This window comes from Coprococcus sp. AF21-14LB, from assembly GCF_003458885.1.
In the GTDB taxonomy this organism is placed as follows: domain Bacteria; phylum Bacillota; class Clostridia; order Lachnospirales; family Lachnospiraceae; genus UBA9414.
In genome coordinates this window covers 1-16,151 of record NZ_QRVX01000008.1, presented here as the reverse complement: position 1 = coordinate 16,151, position 16,151 = coordinate 1, and the positions used below count along the sequence as shown (strand labels likewise).

15 protein-coding genes are annotated in these 16,151 nt (G+C 37.7%); 12 read left to right on the top strand and 3 right to left on the bottom strand.

Features of this window, described 5'->3' with window-relative positions:
• The first annotated feature begins 75 nt into the window (after positions 1-75).
• The 5 genes from DWX73_RS03130 (at position 76) to DWX73_RS03110 (ending at position 4,754) form a co-directional block, all read left to right on the top strand.
• Positions 76-1,971: a BglG family transcription antiterminator gene (locus tag DWX73_RS03130; RefSeq protein ID WP_118346821.1), complete on the top strand. Its 1,896-nt coding sequence runs from the start codon at positions 76-78 to the stop codon at positions 1,969-1,971.
• Positions 1,972-2,094: 123 nt separating this feature from the next.
• Entirely contained in the window at positions 2,095-2,427 is a 333-nt protein-coding gene (locus DWX73_RS03125) for a PTS lactose/cellobiose transporter subunit IIA (protein ID WP_118346818.1), read from the top strand.
• A 16-nt stretch (positions 2,428-2,443) separates the two neighbouring features.
• Positions 2,444-2,767 (top strand): PTS sugar transporter subunit IIB, encoded by a 324-nt coding sequence (locus DWX73_RS03120; protein ID WP_118346816.1) that lies wholly within the window; start codon positions 2,444-2,446, stop codon positions 2,765-2,767.
• A gap of 32 nt (positions 2,768-2,799) precedes the next feature.
• Positions 2,800-4,146, top strand: coding sequence for a PTS sugar transporter subunit IIC (locus DWX73_RS03115; RefSeq protein ID WP_118346814.1), 1,347 nt, complete (start codon positions 2,800-2,802; stop codon positions 4,144-4,146).
• Positions 4,140-4,754, top strand: a complete 615-nt coding sequence (locus DWX73_RS03110; RefSeq protein ID WP_118346812.1) for a hypothetical protein — start codon at positions 4,140-4,142, stop codon at positions 4,752-4,754. Before DWX73_RS03115 ends, DWX73_RS03110 begins: the two co-directional genes overlap by 7 nt.
• Positions 4,755-4,838: 84 nt before the next feature.
• On the opposite strand, the gene DWX73_RS03105 is transcribed toward DWX73_RS03110, so the two are convergent.
• Together DWX73_RS03105 and DWX73_RS13840 are read right to left on the bottom strand one after the other, a co-directional pair.
• Positions 4,839-5,285, bottom strand: a complete 447-nt coding sequence (locus tag DWX73_RS03105; RefSeq protein WP_118346927.1) for an Hsp20/alpha crystallin family protein — start codon at positions 5,283-5,285, stop codon at positions 4,839-4,841.
• Between the two features lie 139 nt (positions 5,286-5,424).
• Positions 5,425-6,462 (bottom strand): GGDEF domain-containing protein, encoded by a 1,038-nt coding sequence (locus tag DWX73_RS13840; RefSeq protein WP_158556816.1) that lies wholly within the window; start codon positions 6,460-6,462, stop codon positions 5,425-5,427.
• 396 nt (positions 6,463-6,858) lie between these two features.
• Between DWX73_RS13840 and DWX73_RS03095 the strand changes: the two genes are divergently transcribed.
• The 4 genes from DWX73_RS03095 to DWX73_RS03075 all read left to right on the top strand — a co-directional run bounded on the left by DWX73_RS03095 (position 6,859) and on the right by DWX73_RS03075 (position 13,101).
• Entirely contained in the window at positions 6,859-8,904 is a 2,046-nt protein-coding gene (locus tag DWX73_RS03095; protein WP_118346807.1) for a bifunctional diguanylate cyclase/phosphodiesterase, read from the top strand.
• A 493-nt stretch (positions 8,905-9,397) separates the two neighbouring features.
• The gene (locus tag DWX73_RS03085; RefSeq protein ID WP_118346803.1) at positions 9,398-10,858 is read left to right on the top strand and encodes a hypothetical protein; all 1,461 of its coding nucleotides are present in this window, start codon (positions 9,398-9,400) and stop codon (positions 10,856-10,858) included.
• A gap of 236 nt (positions 10,859-11,094) precedes the next feature.
• Positions 11,095-11,688 carry an antiterminator LoaP gene (gene loaP / locus DWX73_RS03080; protein ID WP_242996578.1) on the top strand — a complete coding sequence of 198 codons (594 nt, stop codon included), beginning with the start codon at positions 11,095-11,097 and terminating at the stop codon, positions 11,686-11,688.
• A gap of 207 nt (positions 11,689-11,895) precedes the next feature.
• On the top strand, positions 11,896-13,101 hold the full coding sequence (locus tag DWX73_RS03075; protein WP_199413527.1) for a DegT/DnrJ/EryC1/StrS family aminotransferase: 1,206 nt from the start codon (positions 11,896-11,898) through the stop codon (positions 13,099-13,101).
• Positions 13,102-13,157: 56 nt separating this feature from the next.
• On the opposite strand, the gene DWX73_RS03070 is transcribed toward DWX73_RS03075, so the two are convergent.
• On the bottom strand, positions 13,158-13,691 hold the full coding sequence (locus tag DWX73_RS03070; RefSeq protein WP_118346802.1) for a PD-(D/E)XK nuclease family transposase: 534 nt from the start codon (positions 13,689-13,691) through the stop codon (positions 13,158-13,160).
• Between the two features lie 154 nt (positions 13,692-13,845).
• On the opposite strand from DWX73_RS03070, the gene DWX73_RS03065 reads away from it, so the two are divergent.
• Genes DWX73_RS03065 through DWX73_RS03055 form a run of 3 tightly spaced genes read left to right on the top strand, consistent with a single transcriptional unit; the run spans position 13,846 to position 16,000 of the window.
• On the top strand, positions 13,846-14,454 hold the full coding sequence (locus tag DWX73_RS03065) for a sugar transferase (protein ID WP_118346800.1): 609 nt from the start codon (positions 13,846-13,848) through the stop codon (positions 14,452-14,454).
• 22 nt (positions 14,455-14,476) lie between these two features.
• Positions 14,477-14,986: a GNAT family N-acetyltransferase gene (locus tag DWX73_RS03060; protein ID WP_118346797.1), complete on the top strand. Its 510-nt coding sequence runs from the start codon at positions 14,477-14,479 to the stop codon at positions 14,984-14,986.
• Between the two features lie 36 nt (positions 14,987-15,022).
• Positions 15,023-16,000 carry an ATP-grasp domain-containing protein gene (locus tag DWX73_RS03055; protein ID WP_118346795.1) on the top strand — a complete coding sequence of 326 codons (978 nt, stop codon included), beginning with the start codon at positions 15,023-15,025 and terminating at the stop codon, positions 15,998-16,000.
• The last annotated feature ends 151 nt before the right edge of the window (positions 16,001-16,151 follow it).

Below are 16,151 nucleotides of genomic sequence, written 5' to 3'. Positions count from 1 at the left end.
GATTGACAGCGAAAGTGTCAGCCGATATGATATATATTAGGTAAGAACGACGAGAGAAAAACGGGAGGAACCCCCATGCTGACAAAAAGACAACAAATGATTGTAACGCTTATGAATAAGCAGAGAGACTGGATTGTAGGAAAAGATCTTGCAAGACTTTTGAATGTCTCGGACCGCACGATTCGAAATGATATTGCATCAATTAATGAATTTTACAGGGAAACGGTAATTGAATCGAATCTTCGAAAAGGATATCGAATTCAGGAAAGCAAAGTGAAAGGAACGATTGAGGACAGAAAAGAAACACTTCCGGAAACAGGAGAGGAGCGCAGGCGGTATCTTCTCAAAATGTTGTTGGAAAGCAGTCAGGTAAATTTCTATGAATTGTCAGAACAGATGTGTATTTCAGAATTTTCTCTTGAAAATGATGTGAACAAAATCCGCAGATTGCTGGAAAATTATCCGGAGTTAAAGATTGTTCGCCAAAATAATATGCTGCAGCTTGTTGGGGAAGAACGAGAGAAAAGACATCTTTATGAAGAATTGATTTTGTTTCATATGAGTGGCAATTTGCTGAATTTGAATAAGATAGCGGAAAATTTTAAAAAGTTTGATCTCTTAAAAGTAAAGGAAGTTCTGAAAGAGATTTTGGAAGAGGCTCACTATGAAATCAGTGATAGAAGAGTACCATTTTTATTGATTCATATCGGAATCATTTTGGAAAGAAATTTTTCGTATCATTTTTTGGAGAAGGAAAGCAGAGAGGAAGAAGTGAAAAACCTTCCGGAATATGAAATTTCCAGAAAATTTTTTGATAAACTCAGCCGGAGATTGACTTTGAATATTGTGGAAACAGAAGTTTCGGATTTTGCAGTGTATTTGAAGCAGGGAAATAAGAAAAATTATTTTGAAAAAGAACAGATGGAAGAATTTGTTTCTGATTTGGTAGAACATATCATCATTGAAATTAAGGAACATTTTGACATTGATTTTAGTGAAGATAAAGAATTCAGGCTTGGATTGGAGCTGCATATGGTATCACTTTTGAAGAGGCATTATGAACATGTGGAGATTGATAATACATGTCTGGAAGAAGTGAAGAGAAAATACCCATTGATATTTGAGATGGGTGTGTGGGTATGTAAGATTATGGAAGATTATCTGCAGATCATTATCAGCGAAAATGAGATTTCTTTCATTGCGCTTCATATTGGCTCTGCATATGAACGGGCGAATTTAAGGAGAAAGTACAGAGGTATTCTGATCTGTCCTCATAATAGGACGGTAAAAGAGCTTTGTGTACAGAAGATTATGAATCGATTTAATGACCGGATTGAAATGATCGATTGTATGAGTTATTTTGAAGAATCTGACATACTTGAAAAAAGACCGGATTTTATTCTTGCGACACAGTCGGTAGTACATTCGCTCGATATTATAACAGCCGAAATATCTATGTTTTTTGACTATAAGGATGAAGCTGTTGTATTCCAGACTTTAAATCGGATGGATCAGATTCGATATAAAAATAATTTTCAGTTTTTTATTTTAAATCTTATCAGAAAGGATTTCTTTACCGTCGATATGACGGAAGAACAGCCGGAAGAAATTATATCTGTTATGTGTGACCGCCTATATGCCCGCGGATATGTAAAAAAAGATTTTAAAGAGGGAGTTTTAAAAAGAGAAAGTCTTTCTCCGACTTCGTTTTTTCATGGATTCGCCATTCCGCATAATATGTCTCATAAGGCGACAATACATTCGGCAATCAGTACCGCAATTTTAAAGCGCCCTGTCAAATGGGGGAACTATGAAGTGAGGTTTGTCTTTTTGCTTGCAATCACAGAAGAAAATCGAAATTTCTTAAAGATCTTTTTTGACTGGCTTGACGATGTCGTTTCTGATTCTGAAAAATTTGCCAGACTTGTGGAGGTGCAGGATTATCAGAGTTTTGTAGATACATTATTGTAAATATATCCTTTTCCTAAATTGTAGCGTATTTCCTAATACTAGGAAGAAGAAGTGGAAGATAATAAATGAATATGAGTTATACTTTAAGAAAGAGTTAAAAAGCGGAAGAGAGGAGGATGGAAAATGGAAGGACTGGAACTTATTTGTTTTCAGATCATTTCTTTTGCAGGAGAAGCGAAAAGCTCGTATATGGGGGCAATCCATACAGCAAAGGCAGGGAACTATGAAGAAGCAGAGAAGATGATCAAAGAAGGAAGCAATGTATTTCTGCAGGCACATAAAGCACATGCAGATCTAATCCAGAAGGAAGCTGCCGGAGATATGACAGAGACACCGAATTTACTGCTGATCCATGCAGAAGACCAGTTAATGGCAGCAGAGACATGTAAGATTCTGGCAGTAGAATTGATTGATACTTATAAACGCATTTCCATTTTAGAAGCAAAAGAAGCGTAAAAGAGAGGAAAATGATATGAAGAAAGTATATTTATTTTGTAGTGCAGGAATGTCAACGAGTATGTTAGCTGCTAAGATGCAGGAAGTTGCTAATTCACATGAATTGGATATGGAAGTTGCAGCATTTCCTCATGAGCAGATCGGAGAGATTATTGCATCAAAACATCCGGATTGCATTTTACTTGGACCGCAGGTGAAATATCTGTATGACCAGACAGTAAAAGAATATGAAAAGACAGGAATTCCGATTGCTGTAATTGATTCCGGAGATTACGGAATGATGAATGGTGAGAAGGTTCTGAAATCTGCAATTAAAATGATGCGGGCTGCAGGAAAGTAAGAGAGTAAACGAGAGGAAAAGGATATATACTTATGAAGAAATTCACGGAATTTTTGGAGAAATATTTATCTCCGCTGGGGGCGAAACTGGGGAATCAGAGACATCTGCAGGCGTTATCTAACGGTATGATGATGACATTACCGCTGCTTGTTATCGGTTCTATTTTTATGATTTTAAATAACCCGCCGATCAATCTGGAAACAGTGGATATGAACACGACAAATATGTTTATCCGCTTTTTGATTAATTGGAAAGAATGGGCAGTTGAAAACAGTGAATGGATTTTGGCACCATATAATATGACGTTTGGAATGTTGGGCTTAATGACTGCATTTTCTGTTGCATATTGTCTGGCAAAGAGCTATAAAATGAACGCAGCAGTAAATGGTATTATGTCAATGTCAGTATTCTTACTTGTGTGTTCAAAAGTTGTTCAGGTTCCGGTTGGAGACGATGCAACTATTTCAGCAATCACATCACAGTATCTGACAAGCGACGGATTATTTATTGCTTTAATCCTGAGTTTTGTATGTGTAGAAATTAACCGTATGGTAGATAAGCTTGGAATTAAAGTGAAGTTCCCGTCATCTGTGCCAAGTATGGTCGGAACATTTGTAAACTCATTACTTCCGCTTTTAGTAAATATTATTATTGTATATGGTGTAAACCTCATATTAATTGCTGTTATTGGAAAATCTATTCCGGAAGCAATTATGGGACTGCTGACACCGGCAATTGATGTAGGAAATAATATCTGGGTATACGCCGGAATTATTATGTTCTCAAATATTTTATGGTTCTTCGGAATCAATGGAACATCAGTTGTATTCTCAATTGTATTCATGATCGGTATTGCCGGAACAGGTGCAAATGCTGCGCTTGTAGCAGACGGACTGGCACCGACAAACCCAATGAACCTTCAGTTATTCCGCTATGCAATGCTCGGAGGTGCAGGAGGAACTCTTGGATTGATCGTACTGATGTGGAAATCCAAATCTGCGAAGTTAAAATCACTTGCAAGAATTTCTATCGTGCCGGGAATTTGTTCTATTAATGAGCCGATTACTTTTGGTGTGCCGATGACATATAATCCGGTTCTTGCAATTCCATATATCCTGACACCATCTATCTGTGTTGTATTGGGATATTATGCACAGGTACTTGGATTTATTACACCGGGATATATTGCAGATCCATCCTTTATTCCGTTCTTTATTCAGGGATGGATGTCAGGAATGGATTTCAGAAATGTTATCTTTATGTTCTTATGTATCGCATTAAGCGTACTGTTCTATTACCCATTCTTTAAGGTATATGAGAAACAGGCAATTGAAAAAGAATTAAAAGAAGCTGAAGAGGAGGAAGATTTCGAATGGTAAAAAAGACAATGTATGATCCATGGCAGTCAATCACAACACGCAATGGCTATTACTGCGATGAAGTAATTTCAGCGCTGCAGAAAAGCATCAGACGGGCAAATGAAGAAGATGCCTGCAAATTTGCGTACGAATTATATATTTCATCTCCGGAGTTGGAAGAAAAGATGTGGAGACGTCTTCTGACAATTTCGGTAGAAGATATTGGAATGGGAAATCCGATGGCAGCAGTTGTTGTAAACAGCTTGTTCCAGATGAGAAAAGAATTTGATTATGCTGACGGAGACCGCCCGATTTATTTTATCCACGCGATTCGCTATCTTGTTCAGTCACAAAAAGACAGATCCAGCGATCTGTTAAAGAACATCTGTATTAAAGGATTTGCAATGGGAGAACTTCCGGAAATCCCGGATGTAGCACTGGACAAACATACACGCCGCGGACAGGAAATGGGAAGAGATTCCTTCCACTTCCTCCACGAGGCAAGTAAAGTATTCCCGCAGGCAGAAATCGATAACGATTATAAAGAACGGTATGAAGAAATGCTGAAACGTTATGATCCGGAAAATGTGTCGCCGACAACATTTAAGTTCAACGGCTGGCAGTTCTAAGCAAAAAGAATATTAATAAAAAGAACAAACAGGCGCCAATCCCATATGGGGGGATCAGCGCCTGTTTTTATACGTTCATTGAGTTTATCCTTCAATGGCAATTTGTTTGTGCTCTTCAATTACTTTTTTATCTTTTTTCGGAACGGACAGCTTCAAAATACCATTCTCATATCTGGCTTTAATCTCTTCCTGACCAATGCCTTCACCGACATAGAAGCTTCTGCTCATAGCACCGGCATAGCGTTCCTGACGGATATAGTTGCCTTTTTTATCCTGCTCGTCTTTATTCAGTCCCTTCGAAGCAGAGACAGTTAAATAACCGTTATCAAGTTTGGCAGATATCTCATCCTTCTTAAATCCCGGAAGATCGATATCAAGTTCATAGGAATCTTCTGTCTCGCGGACATCTGTTTTCATCATGGTTTTTGCATGTTTGCCATAGAGAGGATCTTTCTTATCCCAGAAGTTATCAAATGGGAAATCCATCCAGTCATCAAATAAGTTTTCTCCAAAAATACTAGGCATCATCATCATAAGTCATATCTCCTTCCTTTGTTATAGTTGTAATATAACATATATTATTAGCAAAGTAAAGAGGTGAGTGCTAGTTTTCTGTGAAAAAACTGTGAACATCGGGATTTATTATGAAAAACAGCATGCAGATCCAAAGTTAGGAATCTGCATGCTGTTCAGATGCTTTAATTTTTAGTTTATCTTGATACATATTTTCGTCTGCTCGTTTCTGAGTGTCTGAAATTGTACTGTCTAAAGCAGGATCAAAATGGGCATAGCCGATAGCCAGTGCGAGTGGAACATCCAGATGAGAAACGGTTTTCTGGAAGTCTTCTTTAGCCTTCGTAATAATATCTTCCGGATCTGTAATATTTTCCATTAGGAGAATAAATTCATCTCCGCCATAGCGGTAGGCAGTAATATTATGATTTTCTAATTTTCGAAGAATTTTGGCTGCGTTCATAATACAGTTGTCGCCGATATCATGTCCGAGACAGTCATTTGCCAATTTTAGATTATTCAAATCGATTACAGCAACAGTAAGCGTAGATAGAGGTTTTCTTGCAATCCAGTTATCTTTGTCAGTTTCGTAGGAGTTACGGTTTTTGAGCTTTGTCATGAAATCTGTATTGGCCATATCCCGGTAAAGGGGATTGGAGATTCTTCTAAAAATAAAAAGAGAAGCCACAAATGTAATCATACAGAAAAACAAAGAAGAAAGGAACGCGGCCCGAGACAATTTTTTTACAGCGGTAGCTTCCATGTCGGCAGGAATTTCAATTCCAAGTGCGCCGACCACGTTGCCGTTATCGTCATGGAGAGGATAATAAGCAATAAAAATATTCCCCCAATCGGTATCTAAAATCTTGTCAGGGAGTATGACCTCTCCGTTCAAGGCATTACGGAGTTCCTGCTGTATTTCCGGTTCAATTAAATCTCCGGGATAACGGAAGTCTTCAGCATTTTCAGAAAGCCCGTCTACAACATAGACAAGCGATCCATTAGGAGCTTTCTTTGCTGTGTACAGATACTGCAGATCACAGAGTTCCCGCACATTTTCCAATGTCTTCTTTAGTGTCTGGTAGCTGTCTTTCGCCATATCTTCTTTTGTATTAATTTCAAGAAAGCCGTCTGCGGTTAAGTGGTGTTCAATATAATTGTGAATTGTATTTACACGGTGTGTTAAAGTGTTCAAAGTAGCTCCGTGGTAAATCTTAATACTAATAACGTATAATGAAGTGCTGAATAGGAAAAGGACAATCCCCAGTAATATCGTCACTTGCCAATCTACACGGGAAAAATGTTTTCTTTTCATCATATAAATTCCTTTAGTGTAAATTTACTATTTTTTTAAAAATATTATACAATATTCTTTACAAAATTTGTAGCTTTGAAATAAAGAATATAATATAATGTCAATAGAAAACTTGCAGTATGCAGAAAGTATTTTGGGGTAAACAAATTAGTTTTTTAGCAAAAACTGCTAGAGAAAATATGAGTAAAATGCTACAATAGAAACAATTGATTAGAAAAATTCAGCACTATTAGGAAGAGAAACAACAGATAATTATAAGAAAGAAGGCGGCAGTGAATGAACCTGGAAGAAGAGCGCAAGATCTATATACAAACAATTCAATTCCTGGACAAAAGTACGGACGATTATCTTTATTTATATGACCTTGCAAATGGAAAGCTTTATTTCACAGATAAAATATGTGAAAAATATCCGATCGTATCAGCTAAGGAAGGTGTTTCCATAGAAACATGGCAGAAGATCGTGTATTCAAGAGATCTGGTTCAATTAAGCAGGAATCTGAAAAATATAGAAGCAGGAATCAGCGAAGATCATAACATGGAATATCGTCTTGTCGACCGGGAAGGGAATAAAATATGGATTAACTGTCGTGGAAATGTGCTGAAAGATAAGGACGGACATCCGGCATTTTTGATGGGAAGTATTTCTGAATCAGCGGTAAAGCATAGGGTAGATACGCTGACGGGATTATGGAATTTTGAAAAATTTACAGAAGATATGAATAAAAGTCCGGAGGAAGACGAAGGATATTTTATGGTACTTGGCGTTGATAACTTCCGAGATATCAATATGAAAAATGGTCGTACATTCGGAAATCATTTGTTGAAAATGATTTCCGAGACACTTGAGGAACATTCAGATGGTACGATGAGATTGTATCGACTGGATGGAGATCAATTTGCCGTGGACTTTCTCAGGAAGAAGAGCGAAGATGTAACAGACTTTTACTGTGCAGTAAAAGCAGAGCTGGAAAATTATTGCACTGTTTCAGCCGGTGTTGTTCAATATTCTGTAACGGACAGAAAAGACGGTGTGATGGTCTATCAGTATGCGGAAAATGCGTTGAACCGGGCAAAAAAAGCTGGGAAAAATATGATGCTTTTCTTTTCATCAGAGGATTATCAGAAGAATCTGGATAAGATTGCACTTCAGAATGAGTTGCGGGATGCGGTAATGAATGACTTCCGGGGGTTCTTTCTATGCTATCAGCCACAGATTGATAATAGAACATTTACGGTTTATGGGGCAGAAGCGCTTCTTAGATTTGAATCACCGACAAAGGGAGTTGTAAGTCCGGCTGAGTTTATTCCGCTGTTGGAACAGAGCAGATTGATCTGCCGGGTTGGAGAATGGGTTCTTCAGACGGCTGCCAGACAGTGCCTTGAATGGAGAAATCATATTCCGGAGTTTCATATGAGTGTAAATATTTCTTACGTTCAGCTGCGCCAGGAAGATATCGCTGCCAGAATTCTCGATATTCTTGATGCAACCGGTCTTCCGGGAAATGCATTGACGTTGGAAGTGACAGAAAGTATGCAACTTCAGGATTATAGTTATTTTAATAAAATCTTTTATGAATGGAAGCGGCGCGGAGTTAAGATTGCTATTGATGATTTTGGAACAGGTTATTCTAGTCTGAGTTATTTAAAGAGTATTGATATTGATGAAACAAAGATTGATAGATGCTTTGTTACACGAATTCAATGTAATGCGTATAATTATCGTCTGCTTAATAATATGATTGAGCTGGCTCACTGCGCTCAGATTCAGGTTTGTTGTGAAGGTGTGGAAACAGAGGAAGAATTGGCGGCACTTCAGGAACTGCATCCGGATGTGCTTCAGGGATTTCTTTTTGCAAAGCCTTATAAAAAAGAAGAGTTTGAGAAGATATATTTCCAGAAAAACTCACAGGAGTATAAAGAGCGGATAAGAAAAGAACATCATTTTCGATATATGAATAAGAATGAGAATATAGAATTATTAAAAGCGCTCAGAAAAGATGAAATCGTTAATATTGTAGAGAATATGGAAGAGATCATCTATGTTAGTAATAAAGATACTCGTGAACTTTATTATATGAATGCTGCCGGACGGAAATTAACAGGAATTTATGATTATAAAGGACAGAATTGCTATAAGGTACTTCATGATCAGGACCAGCCGTGTGAGGATTGTGCCGGAAGACATCTGAAAAGAGAAGAGTTTAGTGTATGGGAGAAGCATTCCATGGGTAAACACTATATTGTAAAAGGGAAATTAATTCCTTGGTTAGGAAGTATGGCGAGATTGGAGATTGCTACAGAGATTCCAAAAGAGAATTAAAGGAAAAAGGATTGTTTTGACATCTATAGAGGTGGAGAACAATCCTTTTTGTATTCAATAAACGATAAAAAATTTCGTGAAGTTAGATACTCCACGAAATGAAAAAATACAATATAAATAGATAAAGACGATTCTTTATCTTAACAAATTATAGCATATCTATTTAAAAACGCAAATAGAACTTACAAATATGCAATAATTGACAGCGTTTTTGTAAATTCCTGCAGAAAATTAAGCAAAAATGGAACAAATTCTTCTGAGATTATCGATTCTATTTCTATTCTTGCACTTATAAGCCGTCAGAACAGCCGTCAAATCTTCGTCCCGGATAAGTGATTATCCAGGTCTTTTTTTATGTGTATTAGAATTTCTTCGGAACTATTAACCGTCAAAAATTTTGTCTTGTGAGAGAAATATTTCAAAAATCCAGTATTTATCAGTTCTGTTTTCTTTTTTCGTGGAGTATCTAACTTCACGAAAAAAGGAGTTGCATATGTCTGGTACATCTTCATACTTTGTGATGACATTGCCTCTTATGCCGGAACTTTGGCAGAAAGAGAAATTAAATAAACGCTTTGAAGTGAACCGTCAGATTTATAATGCGATTCTCGGAGAAGGGCTGAAGCGGTATCGCCGTATGAAAGAGAGAAGAGATTATCGTACGCTCATTCAAATGCTAGACAGTACAGCGGATGTAAAAGAACGGAAACGGATCTATGAGAAGCTGGATATTTTGGAGGAAGAGTATCGTCTGCGGAGATTTGATTTCACAAAAGATGCTACAAAGTATCGAAGATTTTTTCAGAAAAACACAGATGCTCCAGTTATTCAAAATCTGGCGGTACATGCGTGGAAGGCAGTCCACAGTCTGGTTTGCCGTCAGGCAGCCAGTGTACATCCAAAGGCTGAAAATGAGCTTTATAGTCTGGAAGGGAAGACAAATAAAACGTCTATTCGCTATCAGGATGAAAAGGTAATCTGGAAAGATCTTGAGATTCCGGTTCGGACAAAAGGAAATGATTATGAAAAACAGGCTTTTGCACAGGAAATCCGATATTGCAGACTAAAGTGGAAATGGATCCGGGGAAATAAAAAGTACTATGTGGATTTGATTTTTCGGGGGAAATGTCCGGTTAAGCCGTTTCTCTTAGCAGAAGACAGGAAAAATTCGCAAAGAGAAGAAGCGCGAACAAAAGAGAAAAAAAAGAAAGTCGGAATGGATATAGGGCTTCAAAAAGTTGTTCTTGTGACAGATAAAGCAATTTTGGATTTAAAATTGCCGGAAAAAGATCAGGAACTTGAGAAGGCGCGTATTTATTTCGCAAGAAAGCTGGAACGGAGCAGACGAATTAATCATCCGGATTATTACACAGAAGACGGGCGGATTATATCCGGCCGAAAAAAATGGAACGATGCAATTAACTATAGAAAAAATAAATTAAAATACAGAGAAATATTGCGAAAGCAAGCAGCGCTTCGTACAGAGGAACAGCAGAAACTAATCAAGCTAATCCTCACGACAGGAGATATTTTCTTTGCAGAACAGCTTGCATTTGAAAAAATGAGAAATCGTAAAGAGAAGCAAGAAAAAGGAAAATGGAATCCGGTATTTGGGAAAACGATAGAAAATGTGGCTGCCGCAGCATTTTTAAGAAAACTGGAGTGGAAAATGAAACAGCATGGAAAACAGATTGTTTTTGTTGATCCGGTAAAAGCGCTAGCGGGTAGTTTAAACCATGCAACCGGTAAGAGGGAAATACTCCCATATTATAAGCAATACCGCAATGTTAGCGGATATATGGTAAATAAAAGAGCTTACAGCGCATTTTTGCTGCGCCATATGGAAGCGGACAGTGGAGTGATAAATTTGGAGGAATGTAAAAAAGCATTTCCGACATTTCTAATATTAAACGAACAAACTTATGGAAGTCAGCGTGAAGATAAAGTAAGTTAGAACGAAAAGTGGTCTTGAGGCGGGCCTTAGATCCGGCAGGTACCGGATGAAAGCTGTCTGGAAATAAGAATATGGGAAATGAATCTTGGTTCTTTCTTCAGTCGGATTACAGACAGACGTACGAAAGTATAGTCTTGGTATTGAATATTTAATTAGAGTTTGAGGAAACAGTTACGGAAAGAGTTTGTGAAGTCCGGATGTCGCAGTTGCGCGGTGGGCAGAACAAAGGAACATACATGCCAAAGCCGCAGGAAGTTACCTGGGGAATGGCGAAGCATACCCTTTTTGAGAAAGGGAACAGGGCAGAAAGGGATGAGAAGCAAATGTGGTATGTAGTACAAGTCCGTTCCGGTACAGAGGAAGAAATAAAGGCACAATGTCGGAAAGTAGTAGATCAGACCGTGCTGCAGGGTTGTTTTATTCCTTATTTTATAGGATTAAAAAGATATCTCGGCGCATGGCACAGAGAAAAGAAAATTCTATTTCCGGGTTATGTATTTATGATTACAAACGATGTGGAACGGCTTTTTCTGGAATTGAAAAAAGTATATGGATTGACAAAACTTATTGGAGTGGGAACAGATATTGTACCGCTCACAGAGGAAGAAATAAATTTCCTCAAAATATGTGGAAAAAAAGAAATGATTGTGGATATGTCTGTCGGAATCATTAAAGATGGTGGATTGATCATTCAACAAGGACCTTTGCAGGGATTTGAAGATCACATTAAAAAAATAGACAGGCATAAGCGGAGAGCTTACCTGGAATTAACTCTTGGTGAAAAACGCTGTGTGGCACAGGTGGGGCTTGAAGTAACAGAGAAAAGTTAAATGAATTAAAAACAGAAAAGTATGGGCGATTCCTTTGGGAGTTGTCCTTATTTTTATGACATTTTATGGTGTTGGAAGATTCGCCGTGACCGATGTCATTAAAAGCTAAAATACGAAAATAAGGGAGAGATAAAAGTGGCATTACAAACGATTCAGGAAAAGGAAATACAGCCGTTCACATCAAAAGTGTGGCTCAGTTCCCCGACAATGCACGGACCGGAAATACAATATGTAACCGAAGCATATGAGACAAACTGGATGAGTACCGTGGGGGCAAATATTAATGAGATCGAAAAACAGATCTGTGAGAAGGTCGGATGCAGATACGCAGTAGCGCTTTCCGCTGGAACAGCTTCTTTACATATGGCAGTGAAGCTGGCAGGCGTAAAGCCGGGAGACAAAGTGTTTTGCTCTGATATGACATTTGATGCCACAGTCAATCCTGTTGTTTATGAAGGCGGGATCCCGGTATTCATTGATACAGAATATGATACATGGAACATGGATCCGGCGGCGCTTGAGAAAGCATTTGAACTTTATCCGGAAGTGAAAGTAGTTGTTGTGGCACATCTCTATGGAACTCCGGGGAAGATTGATGAGATCCGGGAAATCTGTGAACGCCATAAGGCAGTGATCATTGAGGATGCCGCAGAGTCATTGGGGGCAACGTATAAAGGAGTACAGACAGGGACATTTGGTTCTTACAACTGTATTTCCTTTAATGGAAATAAAATCATTACCGGATCTTCGGGCGGAATGCTGCTGACAGATGATCTTGCAGCAGCGGAGAAAGTGAGGAAGTGGTCTACGCAGTCAAGAGAGAATGCGCCGTGGTATCAGCATGAAGAGCTTGGCTATAACTATCGGATGAGCAATGTGATCGCAGGTGTGGTAAGAGGCCAGATTCCGTATCTGGAAGAGCATATAGCCCAGAAAAAAGCGATTTACGAGAGATACCGGGAAGGATTGAAAGACCTTCCGATAGAAATGAATCCGTATGATGAGAAGAACAGTGAACCCAATTTCTGGCTGTCCTGTCTGATTATCAAACCGGAGGCAATGTGCAAACAGGTCAGGGGAGAGCAGGAAGTACTGTATAACAGTGAGTCGGGAAAGAGCTGCCCGACAGAGATTCTGGAAACACTTGCGAAATATAATGCGGAAGGACGTCCGATCTGGAAACCAATGCACATGCAGCCGATCTATCGGATGAATGGGTTTGTTACAAGAGAAGGAAATGGGCGTGCAAAGACAAATGCTTACATCAGCGGTGGGGCAGTCGGAGCGGACGGAAAACCATTAGATGTGGGAATGGATATTTTCCAGAGAGGATTGTGTCTGCCAAGTGATAACAAAATGACGGCGGAAGAACAGGATGTTGTGATAGAGCTTGTAAAACGGTGTTTTAAGTAGAGGAAAATGGCTAATCAACAAGTGATTAGCCAACTTCTGATTAAAATGTTGATTTTTTATAAAAGATGAAATTCTTCCAGTAATTTTTGGAAAAGTTCCGGCTCATACTCACAGCGGTCAAGTTCATCAAGACGACCTTGTTCTTTTAGGCGTTGGTATAGTCTGAGTGTAGAAACTCTTCCGGTTTCGACAGCGCTTTCTTTATCAGCATAATAGCGGGCGCGGGCTTCGCAGCGGAGTTTGATTTTCTCGTCTTCGGTAAGTTCCTTTAAATAATTTGCACAAGAATGAATCGCATCAGATTTTTCTGCCATAATGTTGACCTCCTCCCAGGTAGTGGCGTGAAAGAGACATGCCCAGTCATAGAGTGGGGAATTGCGCTCCTCGTCAGTCACGTTGTTGATTTGAGATAAGTCTAACACATGGATGCCGAAAATGCCAGAGTAAAGATGGTGGGTTTCGATGTCGGAGAGATAATTCTTGCTGTAGAAGCGAGGTTCTTCAGGAAAGAGAGATTTCGTAAGAATACCGATGTGAAGGCTTGGAAGAGCGTGTTTGTAATTATCTCCTTTTTTCAGATCTGTAAACATTCGGGAGAGGTAATAGATGAGTGCTTAGAAAGAAGCCTAAGCGACAATAATTACAAGAAATGTAATTGGGCTAATATAGTATGGTGGGGATGGGAAGGCAAATAAAGAAAGTATAAAAGTGTGAAGAAAATGTTGGGGAAGGAAAGTATAAAAAGTGAAGAAAGTAAATTTATTTTTAAAAAGAGTTTTTGATATAACGGCTAGTTTAATAGGGGTTATTATTTTACTGCCAGTTTTTCTCATTATTGCAGTGTTAATTAAAATGTCCTCAAAAGGGCCAATACTGTTTAAACAAAAACGTTTGGGAAAAGCAGGAAAAGAGTTTTGGATATATAAATTTAGGACAATGGTTGTAAATGCTGAATATATTGGCGAAGGGTTACGTGTCAGTACAGAAGATGATCCTCGTATTACAAAAATAGGAAGATTCTTACGAGCAACCAGTTTAGATGAGTTACCGCAACTATTTAATACTTTAAATGGAACAATGAGCCTAGTAGGACCACGTCCACCTGTTACTTATCATCCTTATAAAGGATATACTAACTATCCTGAATGGGCTAAAGAAAGATTTGAAATGAGACCAGGTATTACTGGATTGGCGCAGGTAACGGTAAGAAATTCTGTATCTTGGGATGAAAGGATTAAAGTTGATAATCAGTACATAGAGAATTTTAATATTGGGATGGATATTAGGATTTTATTTAAAACAGTATTGAAGGTTTTAAAAAGAGAAGATATCTATGGAAAAAAAGAAAAATAGTTGTTCGTGATAAGGAGCAGATATGCGAGGAGAAAAAGTTAATTTACGTCCGATTGAAAAACGAGATCTTGAAAAATTAAATCAATGGAAAAATGATAAAGACGTTTATCAATTTCTGGGTGGCGGTTATCAACCGATTTCTATAGATCAACAAGAGCAATGGATGAATAATTTGATTGATTTAACAGGAGATAATAAACGATTTATTATTACGGATAAAGATCAAGTAGCGGTTGGGATGGTAGGACTATATGGAATCAATTGGATTCATAGGACATGTGAAATAGGGCTTTATATAGGAGATAAAAATGTTCAAAAGAGGGGATATGCAAGTGAAGCATATCGATTATTAGAAAAATATGCAATAGAATATTTAAATCTTAGAAAAATTAATTTAAAAGTTGTGTCTGCAAATACTGCAGCGATATTTCTGTGGGAAAAATTAGGATTTGAAAAAATTGGAGAATATCATAAAGAGCGTTTCATAAAAGGAAAATATTATGATGTAACAGTGATGGAAAAATTCATCTAGTATTGTTTTAGTCAAACAATCTGAAAGGGGCAAATTATGAATATTTTAATACTAAGTGCAGGAACGAGAAATAAAATTATTCAGTATTTTAAAAGAGAAGTTGGAGACACAGGAAAGGTAATCGCAACAGATATGAGTGAACTGGCACCGGCAATTTATGAAGCCGATGCCTTTTATATTGTTCCAAGAATGACGACACCGGGATATATAGAGGAGATTCTGGAAATTTGTAAAAAAGAAAAAATAGATGGAATTTTATCACTGATTGATCCGGAATTATCATTACTTGCGAAAAATGAGCAGCAATTTAAAGAAATTGGAGTAACTGTAATTGGCTCCTCATATGAAGTATGTGAAATGTCTCTGGATAAAATGAAGATGTTTGAATTTTGTAAGGAAAACAACTTCAAGGCAGCACAGTCATGGAATAATTTAAATGAATTCAAAAAAGCAGTAGCAGACAAAAAAGTTACATTTCCGGTATTTGTAAAACCACAGTGTGGAAGTGCTTCGATTGCAATTTCCAAAGTAGTTGATATGGAAACAGTTGAACTGTTATTTGCACATGCAAAAGAAAATGAACAGTTAATGATCCAAGAATATTTAAAAGGGCAGGAAATTGGTGCAGATATCTATATCGATATGATTTCCGGAGAGGCAGTTTCTATTTTTACAAAGAAAAAGCTTGTGATGCGTGCCGGAGAAACAGACAAGTCGGTTTCCTTTAAGGATGAAAAATTATTTTCCTTATTGAAGGAATTTGTCAAAAAAGCAGGATATCGCGGGCAAATAGATGTAGATGTATTTGATGTAGATGGAGAATATTATATTTCAGAAGTAAATCCAAGATTTGGTGGCGGATACCCTCATGCATATGAATGTGGCGTAAATCATATGAAACTGATTGCTGAAAACTTACAGGGAAATGTAAATGCTCAGCAGACTGGAGGATATGAAGAAGAAATTTTTATGATGAAATATAATGAAGTGTTAGTGGAGAAAATGGGAGAGTAAAGTGAAGATATTATATTTATCTATACGGTATGAAATAGAGCAGGACGGTTTGTATCAGAATTTGGTAAATGCATTAATTACTAGACAACACTCTATTACCATTGTAAGAAGCAAATATGATATAAGTGAAACAAAATATGAAAAAAATTAG